Here is a 16763-nt window from a genome sequence, read left to right as displayed (position 1 = left end):
CATGCGATGCGGCGGCCTATGGTGGCCCTGCGGCGGCGGGAAGCGCGCGGCCTCCCGCATCCCGTCATTTCGGCAAGAATTTGCTCTTCAGGTCAGCAAACCGCTGGTTCAGGCCGAACCAGGGTCCGTTGTCGAAACGAACGGAAGCGGGTGTGCCGATCGCGGACGACAGATCATGTCCACCGAGATCGATCCTGACCGCGACCCGATCGCTCGTCGCGGCGGACTGTTCGCTGACCTTCGGCAGTTGAGATACAGTTACGTCATGCAAAACCGTGCCTTGCGGCAAGTCCACACTGACATGCGGCGCGTTGTAAAGCGCCATCAGATGCGAGCGGTCGACCATTGCCACGACATGCGGCCTGGCATCCGCATTGCGAAGCCCCAACACCTGAGCACCCACCTTGACCTGTGTGTCGACTGCCGGGCCCGTCGACTCGGCAACGCAATCGCATGAAGCAACCACTGACGTGCTTTGTCCGCTTTCGGTCAGAACGGTCAAAATCCGTTCGCCGCTCTTAACAGGTCCGGTCACAATATTGGTGATAATGCCGTTGGCTGGCGCCAGAACTGGTGTTGTGTCAACCGTCACCACGGCACTGTCTGCCTCGAAGACCCAAAGTCGCTGATAAAGACTGCTTGCCAGAAAAGCGGCGAGCGCCAGCGAAAGGGCCAAAGTGGCAACAATACCAACAGCCTGACGAACCTTGCTTGCGCCGGGAGCGGCCTCGGCTGATTTTCGCGGCCGCAGCTTCACGTCGCCCGAGGCACGCTTGGCGAAATCGAGAAGATCGTTGCCATCAACGATTTCACCGCTGATGTAGGAATCGTGAATGTAACGCAACATGCGTTGTGCCGCCGCCGACGTATCGACATATTTGAAACCGGTACGCCCGGTTTCGGCGCTGGAATGGCGAACTTCCGCTTTTACAGGCAGAAGGACATCAAAGCCATCAAGCGGGATCTGCAACTGCAGGGGCAGCACTTTTCCTTCTTCGAACGTAGCGCTGCCCGTTGCGACACCCACGCCGCCCAAGGACCAGTCGATTGACGAATATCTGTGCTGATCAATGACGCATTTTAGCGGTAACTTGTAGCGCGCATGCTGACGTTGTTCATCCGCTTCGAAACTCACGACGCTCATATTCATTTTGGGCTCCTTCGCGGGTCAACGCATACCGAAAATCGCGGTCGTCGCCCCAATGCCTGGGACTGACAATTGGCCGACGAGCAACGATATGAGGGTTACAAACAGGGTAATCGATAAAACATGCATGTATGTGGAAGAGGCGTTTTTCAACGCGACGGCACGGCCCGCACCACTGGAGGACAGCGTTGTTTTCTGCCGCGTCCACTTCTGACGATCGAGGTGAAAGAAAATATAGGTTTTAATGATCGAGCCAAAGACCTGATTGAAATAGATAAAAAATGGATAGAAGATCGACACCCGCGGACGGGAATTGAACAACATCAATGTCATGATGTAGCGGGTCAGCAGAACCCAGGCGATATAGGCCGGAAAAATGAACGGGTTATCGAACAGCCCGATCAGAATGACCATCACCAGACCGGCAAGCGATGTCCACATCGAGATGCGTTGATCGAAAATCGTCCACCAGGTGAAATAACCGATACGCCAAGGACCGAGTGCCAATGCGCGGCTGTTTGTGCGTAACATGTTGCCGAACCAGCGCGTCATCAATTGCGCTGCAGCCTGGAAAAATCCGGATGTCGGCGGATCTTCAACCGTCGCGACGCTAACGTCAGGCAGATAAAGCATCTGATAATTGTTGCGCAGCAGCCAGTACCAGCTCGACTTGTCGTCACCGGTGAGAAACTTCAACCTGCCAAGACGCCAATGCTCGATATAGTCCGACTCCACCTGACAGATAAATTCGGGATTGGTGATGACGGACGCGCGGAACATCGACATCCGGCCGGTCAGCGTCAGCACACGCCTGGAAAGGCCGTTGGACGACATCAGAATGTGGCGTTGTGCAAAACGCAGCGAATACCAGATGTGAAATGATGATTTCCCACGGACCCGCGACGTCTCGTCCGTGGTCAACGCACCAACCCGACCATCCGCGAAGAAACCGGCACACCGGTCGACAAGATTTTCAGGCACGATGGAATCGCCATCGATCACGGCAACCACGTCGTCGGCACGAGGCTCCAGCTTGGAGACCGCCCGGAAAGCATAGGCCAGTGCATCACGCTTGCCGCTGCCATTGATGCGGGTGATCACCAACCGGACACTGGTTTTTTCGCCACAGATAAGGCGGTGCATGGAACGGATCAGGCGCTGATCCGACATTTCTACGATCGACGCGACAACAGTCGCTCCACCGCGAGACGAAAGAGCGGCGCGGAATGCGGCACGGTAGACTTCCGCCGTTGTGTCGCCGTCGATACGAAAACTCGTTACTATGAGATAGGCATGTGGCGCCTGGCCATTTTCCGCACTGTGCAGAAGATGGCGATCCGCACGGCGACGCATTTTGGGGAAAACGACGCTGCGGTAAATGTTGGACCGCACGAAATGCAAAATACCCCAGAAATATCGCCATACGGCCAGAGCGCCCAGACCAAACAGGAGGCCGGTGTTCGCGCCAAAAAGAACGCCTTCCGGAACGACAACAATCAGACTGGCGAGCGCCAGCACAAACAGCACGTGCGCTGGAAGGCTTTCACTCCAATAAACGATAGCGGATTGCTCTCCCGCCTGAGAAACAGGGACTGTTGATAATCTATCGACAGGCAATACTTCAACAGGGAGACCGAGCACTCTCTTTTCGAGATTGCGTCTCATGGCATAATCCATCAATTAAATATTTTTTGCACCAGCATGCAATTCTAAGTATAAATCTGAATATATCCAATATATTTCTTTATTATAAGATAAATCTGGAATTATTCAAACTATAAATTCAAAAATACAAATAATTATTATATTCTACGCAGCATCATCCAAGTAACGAACTGGAATTTCCCACAATACGACCTTCGGCACGGTCTGGGCATCCAAAGCCTTGAGAAACTCCTGCATGGGCGCGAACGGCCCCTTCCCCTCTCGGGCGTAGTTGAGAACATCGACCTCGCATATCGTTTTCAGCTGGTCCTCGAAAGACCACAGCGGGTTTGCGCTGTAGCTGGTTCCAACAAGCACAACCTGGTCCATCACTTGCGCTTCACCGTCACTACCGGCAAACAGCGCATCGGCATCATCGACCTTGGCCGCAGCCGATATTGGCTGGATAATATCAGCGCTTTCCTGAGAACCGGACAGCATCCAGCCTGCATCGACAAACTTCGCAAGGTCGCCAACGTGGCGCACATTATCTTGCGGCACACTTTCGAAAGCGGTTTTCATCAGCTGGTCCCGACCGGGAATTGCCAAACAGGCCGCCTTGGCGGCAAGGCCACTGCCTTTGACGGTCCAGTGTGTATCCGCCCGCAGGAAAAGTTCTTCCGGCTTTGCAGCTCCGAACGTCGCTGCGACATCCGCAGCCGGAATGCCTCTTTCTTTAAGAAAAGCCAGAAACCTGGGGTAAAGATCGGCGTTGCTATCAGGCAGGACGTTACCCCCCAGTTCGCCGGCAACGACCTGCGCTTTGGGCGGGACTGGCACAATCACCAGAGTGCTGCCTTTTTCGACCAGAGTGGCACGGATATCCGTGATCGTCTGGAAAGATCTATCCAGGTTGGCCTCCGATGTGCGGCCCCAGGCAAACTCCTCCGCCGTGAAAAGCCAGCCATTGCGACCAACGATAGCACCCTTCCGCGCCTCTCCGAAAATACCGAGAGAAACTGCATTGAAGAGTTCGACAGCAAAACCGCTGAACGGCAGTTCCCGCTCATAACCTTCTTCAAACCGGCTGGTCATCTTGCCGGTCCACACATCGGCAAGCGCGTCCACCCTTATATCCTCCTCCGGAAGATCGACGACATAGTTGGCGGTGATGCCTGCACCGGTCAGCAGAAGGAAAAGAACCGACGCGGTTGAAAGCAAACGTGGTGAGATCATGCGTCGCACTCCCTAAAACTGAAAATAGAGGAAGGGTGAGTCGTTGTCGGCCGTCAGCTTCAGTATCGACACCATACCGAGAAAGCACACGATGCCCGTTGCCGCCAAGGCTACACCCCCAGTCGACGGGGAAAGTTGCATATGGATCAGTCGCTCAGCCGGAAAAGTCCGATTAAACCATGGTTCGACGAACACGACCACAACACCCACAGCCAGGGATGCAAGGGCGAAGTTCTTGATTTGCCAAGCGATATCCGGCTGCATGGCCAAACCGTTAAGTCCGATCATGCCACGATACATATCGAGCGCACTGTGCACGTCGAGTGACCGAAACATGACCCAGCCAAGCATCACCAGCAACAGGGTGCCACCCAAGGCGACGACAGAACGTTTATCCGACGGCTTGATACCGAGCAGGCGTTCCAAAGCCAGCAGGCCACCATGCCACACACCCCACAGCACGAAGGTCCAGTTTGCACCATGCCACAGTCCGCCAAGAACCATGGTGATGAACAGATTGAAGTAAGTCCTGAATGTCCCGAGCCTGTTGCCACCGAGTGGAATGTATAGGTAGTCGCGCAGCCAGGCCGAGAGGCTGAGATGCCAGCGACGCCAGAATTCCGTAATTGACCGCGATACATAGGGACAATCGAAATTCTCGATAAAACGGAATCCCATCATCATGCCCAATCCCACAGCCATGCTGGAATAGCCGGAGAAGTCGAAATAGAGTTGGATTGAATATGCGATCGTTCCAAGCCAGGCTTCGGCAAGGGTTGGATCGGCCTTGGCAAAGATGGCATCGGCAATGGGTGCCACGGAATCCGCAATCAGCACTTTTTTTGCAAGCCCGGCAAAGAAACGAATGCCGCCTTCGGCAAAAAGCTCCAGGGAATGCTGCCTATACATGAACTGATGGGCGAGATCCTTGTATCGCAACACCGGACCGGCGACCAACTGAGGAAACAAAGCCTTGAATGCAGCGAAGTCAAAGAAGTTCTGCGCCGGCGGTGCGTCCTCTCGATAGATATCGATAAGATATGAAATCGCCTGAAATATATAAAAGGATATTCCGATCGGCAGCAGAATACGCGCATGCCATGATGTGAACGGCGCGCCGCCATTGAACAAGTCGGCAAGACTGTCCATGAAGAAATTACAATATTTGAAGTAACCGAGCACAAGCAATGGCCCGGTAATGGCAACAACCAGCAGTCTTTTGCGCGACTGTGCCGTCCGCTCTACATAGATCAGCTTTCCGAAGATGTAACTCCAGAGAGTGACCAGGAAGAGCAGGGCAAGATAGTCCATCCTCCACCATCCATAGAATAGATAGGAGAACAGAAGTATAACAAGGGATTTATACCGAAAAGGAACGGAGAAATACACACCGAACGCAATTGGCAAAAACATAAATATGAATAAAACGGATGAAAAAACCATCTTTATCGACTTTCTTCATGAAGGCCGAATTAAATATGCTGATATAAGAATATGAATTAATACCAGAGTCAACAATACTGTTAATAAAAAATTAAGGCGCTTGTAAAAGCGCGCCAAATTGACTTTCGATCCACAATTATGGAAAATAGATTTTAGAATTTTTTTGCCATGCAGCATAGGCAATACGAAAACTAGGATTTATCAATATATTTCTCAAACGGCGTCGTAGTATTGCGAAACTGCAATTGAGACACTGCGAGAAGACTGAAGTTAGAATTATTTTTTGATTTTTTAGCATTAATTGGGAAATACGGTTCATCAACATGAACTGAACGCCGCGACGACAGGGAATAATTTCGCCCTCAGGAACGGCGATATCCGGATGATTTTACCATATGCGACATCTGCGAGCACACAGAGGAGACGGTGTGCGGCGCGTTAAAATGACATGTGCATGTCTTTCAGCTTTGGCCGCTAGAGGGAGTAACTCTTTTTGAGACACAACCTTCTGTCGCACCAGCCATATTTTCTATTGCTTGCAGACAACAGATTTTATATGTCCGGAACGGTTCAGGGAGCCGCCGATGTCCGTATTGAAAAGAAAAACCAAAACACCTGTACTCGTTGAGCGCATCGAAGAATTCGTGGAAAAAATCAACCGGACGATGGAGAGGAACGAGGAAACTCGCAACAAACAGATTCGCGATCTGTGGGACGAGGAAGTCCGTTTCCATTTCGACAATGGCCGTACAGAAAAGACGCTCGAACTCTATATCATGAAGTATCGGTATGCGCTGAAAGCGAAGTTTGGCCCCAAGAGCACGCCGCTTGCCATCTGCAACATGAAAAAGCTGCGAGAGCGGCTGAAAACCTACATTACATCCACGGACTACCAAAGAACCGGCGTGGCAACCTCAATCGTCGAGAAGATCGAACGCGCCGAATTCAATACCGCCGGACGCAAGCCGACGGTGCTGTTGCGCATTTCAGATTTCATTTCGTCCATGAACGGCATGTCCTCCAAGGAAGACATGGTGGCTCTGTGGGAAAATGAACTTCAGAGCATGGACGGCAGAGCCCGTACTACGATCATTTCCTACATCACCAAGTACCGCAATGCGATCAAGGAGGCATTTGGTGACGAACACCCGATGCTCAAGATCGCGACAGGCGATGCGGCGATGTATGACGACCAACGCCGCGCCAAGATGGAAAAGATCGCCACCAAACATGGCGCGCTGATTACGTTCCAGAACTACAAGCAGGTCTTGAAGATTTGTGCCGATTGCCTCCAGTCGAGCGATCCCTTGATGATCGGAATCGGGCTGATTGGTCTGACGGGACGGCGGCCGTACGAGGTTTTCACACAGGCAGAGTTCTCCCCTGCTCCTTATGGCAAGGGCGTTTCCAAGTGGAGCCTTCTGTTCAGTGGTCAGGCCAAGACAAAACAGGGCGAAGGCACGAAGTTTGGTGTCACCTATGAAATTCCGGTTCTGACGCGCTCCACTGTCATCCTTGCGGCCTATGAACGGCTGCGAAAGAGCAGCCAGGGCATCCTCTGGCACAAGATGTCGATTGACGATTTTGCTGCTGCAACGCGCCTGCCGTTACGAGAGGCCGTTTTCAACATTTTCGAGAACGTCTGGCCGGAGGAAGAACTTCCCAAGCCCTACGGACTGCGTCATCTCTATGCGGAAGTGTCCTATCACTTCTTTGCACCGCCGCACGTGACGAAAAACAGCTATTTCGCTGCCATTCTCGGGCACAATAACAACGACCTCGAAACGTCGCTCTCCTATATGACCTATACGCTGCCGGAAGATCGCGCAGACGCCGAGGCACGGGCGAAACGCATTACCGAGCGAACGTTGCTGCAGATGACAAACATTACGCCAGCGTCTTTCGAGAACGAAACGCGCTGATAACGGTGGCATTACCTATGTCTTCGTAAACAGAGAAGCGATCGCTCTCAGGCTCAGTCACTTTGATGTTGCTGGCTAATCGCACCAAGACCGCCAATGGCGAAACTATAGAGGTGCTCGACAAGCGCCTCGCGCGGCATCTCCAGAATCTGGTTGGCAAAGATGTTGGGGCCGCGCCCGACCACCAGCAGCATCGCGCAGGGCGCCGCGACACTGACGAGACATCTGACCAATGCGGGATCATCGGAAGGGATCGCCGTGATCTCGCTGAGGATCGGCAGAATGATCCGGAATTTCGGCATGACCTCGGTCTGCTGCATCGACAGGAAATGTGAGGACGGTGCGAGAATCTCCCGTCCGAGAATCCTGACCGGCCATCGTTCTGTTCCTGTCGCACCGTCAACAAGGAACTCTATCAGTTTTTTGAGCTTGGTCGTCGCCGGAACAGTGCTGGCGGCAAGCCGTTCCAGATCTCCGACATTGATCAGACGGCGGTGCGCTTCCGTTAGGGCAGCCTGATAAAGACCGTTTCGGCTGCCGAAATGGTAATTGATCGAGGCAAGGTCTACCTCGGCCTTTGCGGCTATCATCTTGCTTGTCGTTTCGGCAAAGCCGACTGAGGCAAAGAGTTCGCCCGCCGCCACCAGGATGCGATTGTAGGTCACCTCCCCATCAGCGCGCTGCGTTCGGACCGTCTTCTTCCTCATCAACTCACCCCAGGTACAGAACCCATCTTCTTCGAAGCCATATCTGTCGGGCGTATATTCCTCGATCAGACACGCCACCGGATAGCGAAATTACCCTCAATTTCAAGAGACTCGACAATAACAGTGCAATAGTCTAAATTCAATTTAAATTTAATATCGCACATGCCGGTGTTTGCCAGCCTGCTGCTCAAAGGCCCTTCTCATGAAAAAAGCACTGTTTGCTCTCCTGCTCATCGTTGCTGCCGCTGCAGCCTGGTATTGGCAAGACCAGCGGAAAGACGAGGAAACCGGTGTTCTCGCTCTGTTTGGTAATGTGGATATTCGGCAGGTCTCACTCGCCTTTGACGGCAGCGGCAGAATTGCAGAGCTCAATGCTGAAGAAGGTGACCGCGTCACTGCCGGACAGGTCGTCGGCCTGCTTGATAACAGGACACTCGAGCTTCAGGCAAATGAGCAGGAAGCGAATGTCGACGTGCAGCGACAAACCCTTATCAAGCTTCGCAACGGCTCAAGACCTGAAGAAATCGCCCAGGCACGTGCCCAGCTCGCTTCGGCAGAAGCATCGGCAGCACGTGCCGAACAGGATTTCGCCCGTGCCAGCCGATTGCGCTCGCCCTCCGGTGGCGCGATCAGCGAGCAAAGCTACGATCAGGCACAGGCAGACGCCCGCGCCGCAACCGCAAAGGTCAATGAACTGCGTGCAGCCCTGCAACTGGCGGAAGCCGGTACGCGAAAGGAAGACATTGCTGCCGCAGAGGCACAACTCAAGGCATCGGAAGCGAGCCTTGCGCTTTTGCGGCACCAGATCGACCAGGGCCAACTCCGAGTTCCCATGGACGCCGTTATCCGATCACGCCTGCATGAACCAGGCGACATGGTTACATCCGCCTCCCCCGTATTCTCTCTTGCCCTGACCGATCCCAAATGGATTCGCGTCTATGTCGACGAAGCTGATATCGGCAAGATCAAGCCGGGGATGCAGGCGCGGATCATGACAGACAGTCACTCGGATAAAGCCATCGAAGGCAAGGTGGGCTACATTTCCTCCGTAGCTGAGTTTACACCGAAATCAGTGCAGACAGAGGAGCTCCGCACCAGCCTCGTCTATGAAGTGCGTGTGATCGTTACGGACACCGAAAACGTGTTGCGTCTTGGCCAACCGGCAACGGTTCGCCTGCAAATCGGGGCGCCATCGTGACCAAAGCCGATACAACCGTCGCGATCGAGAACCTCCGCAAGACCTTCAAGGGTTCAGACGGCGGACCGGTCGTCGCCGTCGACGGTATATCGATGACAATGCGCCCAGGCGAACTCACAGCACTCGTCGGCCCAGATGGAGCCGGAAAGACGACCCTGATGCGGATGATTGCCGGTCTGCTCCAACCAGATTCAGGGTCACTCGCTGTTTTGGGCATGGATGTCGTCGCCACGCCGCAGGCTGTGCAGGATCGCATCAGCTACATGCCACAGCGGTTCGGCCTCTATGAAGACCTGAGCGTCCAGGAAAATCTTGATCTCTACGCCGACCTGCATGGCGTGCCGCAGCAGGAACGTCGGGACCGCTTTGCCCGCATGCTCGCGATGACGGATATGGCGCGGTTTACCGATCGGCCGGCTGGCAAGCTGTCCGGGGGGATGAAACAGAAGTTGGGGCTCGCTTGCACCCTCGTGCGCGCACCGGATCTTCTGCTGCTTGACGAACCGAGTGTCGGCGTCGATCCGTTATCACGCCGCGATCTCTGGGAAATCGTCCAGCAACTTGTCGATGACCAACAACTCAGCGTCATTGTCAGCACGGCCTACATGGACGAGGCAGAGCGCTGCGCTCAGGTGTTTGTCATGAACAATGGGCGGCTTTTGGCCAACGGAACACCTGAGCAACTTAAACAGCGCGCGGAAGGGCTGACCTTCATCGCAACGCCGCCTGCGGGCGAACCAGCTCGCGAGCTTCAGGCACATCTGATCGATGCCAAGGACGTCATCGTCGATGCAGTCCCGAAGGGTGGCAATGTCCGTTTCATTCTTCAGCCACAAGCCGATCAAGCCCTGACCGATCGACTTCTGAAAGACCTGGATGTCGCGCCGTGCCCCGAAGAACTGGAAGATGCCTTCATGATGCTTTTGCAGCAGGAAGCGCATGGCGCAACGCCCGCTACGGAGGCTTCCGACCAGCACGCGGCTCGATCGCCGTTACGGGCAGAAAACGACGAGAAGCCGGTCATCGTTGTTCGTGATCTGGTCCGGAAGTTCGGTGATTTTACGGCTGTGGCCAGCACCTCCTTCGATGTGGCTCGCGGAGAAATATTCGGCCTGTTAGGGCCAAACGGCGCAGGCAAGACGACAACCTTCCGTATGCTGTGCGGTCTGCTCCCCGCCACCAGCGGCCATCTGGAAGTCGCAGGACACAACTTACGAACTGCGCGCGCAGAGGCACGGGGACGCATTGGCTACGTTTCCCAGAAATTTGCGCTTTACGGCAACCTGACGGTTCAGGAAAACTTGGAATTCTTTGGCGGTGCTTACGGTTTGCGAGGCAAAAAACTGCGCGAACGTGTCGATGCGGCTCTGGAACAATTCACGCTCAGCCCTTCCGCGCAAAGCGGTCTTCTTCCCACCGGTTACAAGCAGCGTCTGGCCATGGCGACCAGCCTCCTGCACCAACCGGACATCCTGTTTCTGGATGAACCCACGAGCGGCATCGACCCGTTGGCTAGGCGCGCCTTCTGGCGCACCATCACAACGCTGGCGAGACGGGGTGTGACGATCATCGTCACCACCCATTTCATGGAAGAGGCCGAATATTGCGATCGCATCGCCATTCAGGATGCCGGCCATCTCCTTGCGCTCGGAACACCTAAGGCGGTGCGCGAACAGGCCGGTGAGGCCGGCGCCACGGATATGAACAGCGCCTTCATTGCCATCGTCGAGCAAGGACGCGCCGAACGAGACGCAAAAGAGGCTGCCGCATGAGCGCCTCCGGTTTTACGAGACGTCTGATCGCCCTGACCCGCAAGGAAATTCGCCAGATGCTGCGCGATCGGAGCAATCTGATCGTTGGGCTGCTGTTGCCGGCAATCCTGATCCTGCTGTTCGGTTACGGCCTTTCTTTCGACGTAAAAGATGCGCGCGTAGCCATTGTCCTCGAGGATAGTTCTCCAACGGCCCGTCAGGCGGTCGCCGGGCTGCAAGGCTCGCCTTATCTCGCCCCCCGTTGGAGCAATTCGATGGCCGAGGCCGAGCGCATGATCCGCGCTGGTGAGACCGACGCAATTTTGCGTGTGCCTGGCGAGTTCTCACGCCGCCTCGCCGCCGGCAACGCTGAGCTCCAGCTTTTGCTCAATGGTGTCGATTCCAACACGGCCTCGGCAATAGAGACCTATGTCACAGCCGCTATCGCCATTCCGATACAGCAACAAACCGACCGCGCCGGCAACAAACCCGCTGGAACGGCAAGCGTCGTCATCACACAGCGCATGTGGTTCAATGAGGTGGGCGAGAGCACCTGGTATCTGGTGCCGGGATTGATCGTGCTGGTCATGACGTTGATCGGCGCATTTTTGACTTCACTGCTGATCGCAAGGGAATGGGAGCGCGGCACGCTCGAATCCCTCTTCGTCACTCCAGTCCGACCACTTGAACTGGTTCTTTCCAAACTGGCGCCTTATCTCGTCATTGGAGGTATCGACCTCGTCCTGTGCCTTCTGGCGGCCAAATACCTTTTCGAAGTGCCGATGCGCGGCTCTCTCTGGATCATTATCGGAGCATCGATGCTCTATCTGCTGGTATCGCTCAGCCTTGGTCTTCTCATCTCCGGCACAACACGCAACCAGTTCGCCGCCAGCCAGATGGCGCTGCTCACCAGCTTCATGCCGGCCATGATGCTGTCAGGGTTCGTTTTCGACCTGCGCAACGTACCCGTGGTGATCCAGATCATCAGCAAGCTTCTCCCGGCCACCCACTTCATGGGTCTCATCAAAACGCTTTTCATGGCTGGTGACTATTGGCCGGACATCGTGCGAGACTGCACGATCCTCGCTGTCTACGCGGTGGTCTTGATCGCACTGACACATCGCACTCTCAAGAAAACACTGGAGTGAGACGATGGAGGCGGTGATCGGCTATATCGCGAAAATCGTTTTTCTGTTCCGCAAGGAACTGATGGCCCTTCTCAAGGACCCATCCAGCCGGGCACTGCTGGTCGCGCCGGCGCTGATGCAGGCACTGCTGTTTGGTTATGGCGCAACCTACGATCTCACCCATGTTCCCTATGCCGTTCTGGACCAGAGCCGAGGAAAGGCTTCAACGGAACTGTTGAGCCGGCTGGACGGGACAGGCGTGTTCGAGCGCGTTGCAACGCTGACATCTTCCAGTGAGATTGCGGATGTCATCGACCGAGGTGACGCTCTGCTGGTGATTGCCATTCCCTCCGATTTCGAGACACGGCTGGCGGCAAACCGACAGGCTCCCCTTCAGGTCATTCTCGACGGTCGAAACTCGTCCACAGCAAGCCTTGCCGCCGGCTACGTCTCGTCAATCGTCGCATCCTACAACCAGTCGCTTGGCCAAACGCCGTCCATCACTATTCTGCGGCGCGCCTGGTTCAACCCCAACCTGGAATCTCGCTGGAACCTGATGCCGGCGCTGATCGCCTCTCTGAGTATGCTGCAAACGCTCATGCTGGCGGCACTGTCCGTCGCTCGCGAAAGGGAACAGGGCACATTTGACCAGTTGCTGGTCACCCCGTTGACCCCACTGCAAATCCTGATCGGTAAGGCACTGCCATCTATTCTCGTCGGTCTCATGCAGTCGACGATCATCTTCCTGATCATTCTCTTATGGTTCCAGATACCGATGAATGGGTCGGTCTGGCTGCTTTATCTGGGGCTGGTCGGTTTTACGACGGCGTCGGTTGGCATAGGCTTATCCATCTCTGCGGTATCGCTGACCATGCAACAGGCCATGCTCTACACGTTCATGTTGGTCATGCCGCTGACCCTGCTCTCCGGTCTGCTCACACCCATCCGCAACATGCCGATCATCCTGCAGATAGCCACATATGCCAACCCGCTCCGTTTCGGCATAGATCTGGTCCGGCGCGTTTATCTGGAAGGTGCCGGGCTTGGCGATATCGCCTTCAACTTCGTCCCGTTGCTGGCAATCGCCGTCGTGACGTTGCCGCTCGCAGCATGGCTGTTCAGAAATCGGCTGGGCTGACAAAGACGTTACACCGACATTTATTCCTTATATTTTTTTTACTCCGGGAGCCCCGATCCGCAATCGAAACTCTATGCGGATCGGCGCTACTCAAGCTGCAAACAACCTGCAGCCGCATTGAATGCACAACGACTTGTTCGACACCGCCACACTTCGCCACCGCCTGCTGAATGGATCGCAGCTCCGTGAGGAGCATGTGTGGTGCCTGGCAAAACAGGCTTTTCCTGCGCTCTGTTCAGACAAAACCGTAGCAGCCGTGCGCTTTCAATCGTTCCTCCGTGCAAACGCGCTTCTCGATGCGATGGTTCTGGCCATCTCGACGCTCTCTCCGCCCATATGTCTCGACCATATGCGACGAACGGGAAGCGACTGGTTTTGTTCGGCATCGACCGATGTCGAGGGCCACGCGGCAAAAGCAACCGGGAAGCACAGGGATATGGCGGCTGCCATGTTCATTGCCCTCCTGGATATTTTCGAACGCCGAAATGGTGGCCAGTCCAAGCGCAAGAGAAGACTAATCGCAAACGAAGACAAGGATGAATAGCGTGCGGGAAAGTTCCCATTACAGACGTCGGTTAGCTGTTACGATGACCGCGCTGGTAACACCGTTTCGTGGACATAGTGTCGATTACGCAGCCTTTGACCACCTGGTGGAGTGGCAGATTGATCAGGGCATCGAAGGCCTCGTCCTCAATAGCCTGACAGCAGAAGCACCGACTTTGACGGAAACGGAACGCCGCAGTTTGATAAGCCGTTGCGTGCATATCAGCAAAGGCAAGATTCCCATTGTGGTCGCAACCGGGACGAACAGCACAGCCACCACCTGTGACAGAACCCGCGAGGCCGAACATCTCGGCGCCGACGCCGTTCTAATAGTCCAGCCATATTATAATCGCCCGGCCCAGAAAGGCATCATTCACCACTTCGAAGAAGTGGCGAAACGAACCGCGATGCCGATCCTCGTTCAGAACGATCCAGGTCATGCGGCAGTGGACATGAGTTTGGATACCATTCATCGCCTGTCGCAAATACCGAGTGTGATTGGCGTCGTTGACGACACCGCCGACTTTGGCCGCATCATCGCACACCGCAGCTGCATCGATCCCGAAGTCCTGAGTTTTTGCAGCAACGACGCCGCAACGGTCAGTCTTCTGGCCCAAACCCACGGATCGATATCGAGCGTCGCAAACCTCTGCCCATCGCTGGTTTTGGACCTGCATCGCGCGATCCGCGACGGTGACCTGCAGCAGGCATGCGAGATCGATGAAAAATTGCGTCCCTTGATAAAAGCGGTCTCGCAGGAAAATACTCCGGCCGGATTGAAACAGGCTCTGTCCCGCTTGCGCGGTATTGATGCCTCAGTCCGACTTCCGCTGACAAACATTTCGGACGAGACGGCGCAGTCGATCTTTCAGGCGCTGAAGACACTGCGAAGCGAATGCGATAACTGCGGAAGATCGGACTTGGTTATCGAGGCAAAAACCGCACGCCAAATCGCCAGTGGCAAGTTGTCTTTATGAAAAGATTATCTGGCGCACTTCTCTCCCCAATCGAAAACTTATGCGCCGATCCATATCGTTCATTGGCGCAGGGAAGCCAAATGGCTGCCTGTTTCAAGGAGTGTTCACAGATGCATGGACGTTTTGGATTGTATTATCGGATGCAGAGCGAATTGCGCAGACGGGAGGCCACAGAAACCTTGGCCAAAAAACGCGAGCCAATGAAGAAGCAACCTGCACCATCGGATTTCTTCATGCTGGTCAGGCTCATGGCTGTCGTAGGCGGCCTGTTGCTTGCCGTCTCGGTCGTCATGAACGCCATCCAATAACCTCAGACAACCGAAAATCCTGAAAAACACCAATAACCGGAGTAAAAAGGATGCACGAGAAGCTCATCGAACCACCCCCTTCGACCAATGCCAGGTTCACCATCGGCCAAAATGAAAATGGCTGGTGGCTGGTCTGCGACAGGTTAGGCCTCGTCGGAGGACTGTTTATCGATAGAGCATCGGCCGTGCGTTTTGCGAAAGACGAAAGCGACGGCCATCCAGAACAGGTCGGCTGCCTGCCGGAACGCCAGGGCCTGGAGCTGAAAGACGTTTTCCGCGGCAGAAATTCCCAGCGCTTTTCGTTCGGGAGCCTGCCCCGCAGCATCAAACCACATATGCGGCGGGTGTCATAACAGGCTTCCAGACCGCCCTGTCGCTTTTCATTCACCCGCAAGTCGACAGGGCGGTTTTTGCAGGAACACAAACGAAAATGAACCGCGAACAAAGATCCAAAGCCGCACGCGTGGTGCGGATGCGCGCATTTTTTGAGCTATCGATGCTGTTCCTCATAACGATCGGAGCCATCTCACTCACCGTCGCACCATCAATCTATCCGCATCTGCCTTAGATGCATCCGAGTTAAACGTGAACGTTGCACCAAGACGAAGCTTAGGCGGGAATACGTCGTGTAAGAAAGCTGATTGAGAACGAAATGACCGCTGCAGACCTTTATGCCTATCGGGTCGAGACGATTGAAATTACTTGGGATAACCTGACGTCGTGCGACGACTATCGTAAGAAGCTGGCAATTGCCTATTCTGCAGAGGAAGACCGCCCGACGCGAGAAGAGCGTCTTTCCGCTTTGGTAAAGTTTGAGTCATTTTTCAAATCGGCACTTGAAGCTGCCCGACGCGTCGGTTCGGAAGGAAACTTCCTCGTCGATCCACACATAGGCTTTCTCCCCGGCAACGCCCGCATGTGCGCCTATCTCGTCTGGAAGGACGACGACCACGGCAGCACGTTTATCGTATCGCCAATCGAAATGCGCTGGCTCACCAGCCACTGAGAACATGACGCGTGGCTAACGGCGATCTGTGTGGCGCACTCCGCTCTCATCGGCCACACAGTTTGCTTAATCTCCCAGAGGTGATGCGCGTGTTGACCAAAAATTTTCGACATGGTCGACCACAATCTGCGCGACGGAAAGGTCGGAAACGGCCACCGCTATCAACAACTCGCTTGGATCTTCAAAGACTCAGGGCAAAACAAAGACGTCTGGCCCTCTAATTTTTCCCCCTCGGTCATCCATCTGTGAACCTGCGCGATGCCCTCCCTCTTTTAGGCGCCACTTGATCTCGGTCCCCAATTGCGACGGTCGCAACATTGGGATCGACAGCAGCGTATTCTCCAGGCTGCCACCATTGCTGTCCGGGAGTTCAGCGAAATCAGCTTAAGCCTGTCGGAGATACCGTACAGGTCGCTGTAGTCACCATCCGAGCCCCGTTGTTCAAGGACCCCGGCGGGTGATTTGGGGATGATGTGTTTGTGGTTATTCTGGGAGGGTATTTTTTGTATGTGGGGAATTAGATTGGTTGCGGGGGCAGGATTTGAACCTGCGGCCTTCAGGTTATGAGCCTGACGAGCTACCGGGCTGCTCCACCCCGCGGCACCATGACTTTGCC

General features: G+C 54.8%; 15 protein-coding genes and 1 tRNA gene. 10 read left to right on the top strand and 6 right to left on the bottom strand.

The features are described 5' to 3' along the window. Positions 1-64: 64 nt before the first annotated feature. The 4 genes from ACIQT8_RS09395 to ACIQT8_RS09380 form a co-directional block, all read right to left on the bottom strand. A complete protein-coding gene (locus tag ACIQT8_RS09395; protein ID WP_400964872.1) occupies positions 65-1150 on the bottom strand; it encodes a PilZ domain-containing protein in 1086 nt (361 codons plus the stop codon). A gap of 18 nt (positions 1151-1168) precedes the next feature. Next, a complete protein-coding gene (locus ACIQT8_RS09390; protein ID WP_400964871.1) occupies positions 1169-2812 on the bottom strand; it encodes a glycosyltransferase in 1644 nt (547 codons plus the stop codon). A gap of 144 nt (positions 2813-2956) precedes the next feature. Then, complete coding sequence (locus ACIQT8_RS09385; protein WP_400964870.1) at positions 2957-4027, bottom strand: hypothetical protein; 1071 nt, start codon at positions 4025-4027, stop codon at positions 2957-2959. Between the two features lie 12 nt (positions 4028-4039). Beyond that, positions 4040-5470, bottom strand: coding sequence for an MBOAT family O-acyltransferase (locus ACIQT8_RS09380; protein ID WP_400964869.1), 1431 nt, complete (start codon positions 5468-5470; stop codon positions 4040-4042). Positions 5471-6054: 584 nt separating this feature from the next. Here ACIQT8_RS09380 and ACIQT8_RS09375 point away from each other — a divergent pair. Further along, positions 6055-7392: a telomere resolvase gene (locus tag ACIQT8_RS09375; protein ID WP_400964868.1), complete on the top strand. Its 1338-nt coding sequence runs from the start codon at positions 6055-6057 to the stop codon at positions 7390-7392. Between the two features lie 53 nt (positions 7393-7445). On the opposite strand, the gene ACIQT8_RS09370 is transcribed toward ACIQT8_RS09375, so the two are convergent. Beyond that, positions 7446-8099, bottom strand: coding sequence for a TetR/AcrR family transcriptional regulator (locus ACIQT8_RS09370; RefSeq protein WP_400964867.1), 654 nt, complete (start codon positions 8097-8099; stop codon positions 7446-7448). A 202-nt stretch (positions 8100-8301) separates the two neighbouring features. Between ACIQT8_RS09370 and ACIQT8_RS09365 the strand changes: the two genes are divergently transcribed. From ACIQT8_RS09365 to ACIQT8_RS09325, 9 genes are all read left to right on the top strand, one after another. After that, a complete protein-coding gene (locus tag ACIQT8_RS09365) occupies positions 8302-9297 on the top strand; it encodes an HlyD family efflux transporter periplasmic adaptor subunit (RefSeq protein ID WP_400964866.1) in 996 nt (331 codons plus the stop codon). Next, entirely contained in the window at positions 9294-11069 is a 1776-nt protein-coding gene (locus ACIQT8_RS09360; protein ID WP_400964865.1) for an ATP-binding cassette domain-containing protein, read from the top strand. The genes ACIQT8_RS09365 and ACIQT8_RS09360 overlap by 4 nt, the downstream gene beginning before the upstream one ends. Beyond that, complete coding sequence (locus tag ACIQT8_RS09355; RefSeq protein ID WP_400964864.1) at positions 11066-12196, top strand: ABC transporter permease; 1131 nt, start codon at positions 11066-11068, stop codon at positions 12194-12196. Before ACIQT8_RS09360 ends, ACIQT8_RS09355 begins: the two co-directional genes overlap by 4 nt. Positions 12197-12200: 4 nt before the next feature. Further along, positions 12201-13313: an ABC transporter permease gene (locus tag ACIQT8_RS09350; RefSeq protein WP_138791374.1), complete on the top strand. Its 1113-nt coding sequence runs from the start codon at positions 12201-12203 to the stop codon at positions 13311-13313. 121 nt (positions 13314-13434) lie between these two features. Then, entirely contained in the window at positions 13435-13857 is a 423-nt protein-coding gene (locus ACIQT8_RS09345) for a hypothetical protein (protein WP_400964863.1), read from the top strand. Between the two features lie 43 nt (positions 13858-13900). Next, complete coding sequence (gene dapA / locus ACIQT8_RS09340) at positions 13901-14833, top strand: 4-hydroxy-tetrahydrodipicolinate synthase (RefSeq protein ID WP_400964862.1); 933 nt, start codon at positions 13901-13903, stop codon at positions 14831-14833. An 80-nt stretch (positions 14834-14913) separates the two neighbouring features. After that, positions 14914-15141 (top strand): hypothetical protein, encoded by a 228-nt coding sequence (locus ACIQT8_RS09335; protein WP_400964861.1) that lies wholly within the window; start codon positions 14914-14916, stop codon positions 15139-15141. A 50-nt stretch (positions 15142-15191) separates the two neighbouring features. Then, the gene (locus ACIQT8_RS09330) at positions 15192-15494 is read left to right on the top strand and encodes a hypothetical protein (protein WP_400964860.1); all 303 of its coding nucleotides are present in this window, start codon (positions 15192-15194) and stop codon (positions 15492-15494) included. Between the two features lie 299 nt (positions 15495-15793). Then, positions 15794-16147: a hypothetical protein gene (locus tag ACIQT8_RS09325; protein WP_400964859.1), complete on the top strand. Its 354-nt coding sequence runs from the start codon at positions 15794-15796 to the stop codon at positions 16145-16147. 523 nt (positions 16148-16670) lie between these two features. Here the strand turns inward: ACIQT8_RS09325 and ACIQT8_RS09320 are convergent. Beyond that, a tRNA-Met gene (locus tag ACIQT8_RS09320) sits at positions 16671-16747 on the bottom strand. Positions 16748-16763: the final 16 nt, after the last annotated feature.

The organism is Agrobacterium sp. NPDC090273 (genome assembly GCF_044772305.1).
GTDB lineage: Bacteria > Pseudomonadota > Alphaproteobacteria > Rhizobiales > Rhizobiaceae > Agrobacterium.
Note: the sequence above shows the minus strand (reverse complement) of the source record. Positions and strands in the feature narration are given on the sequence as shown.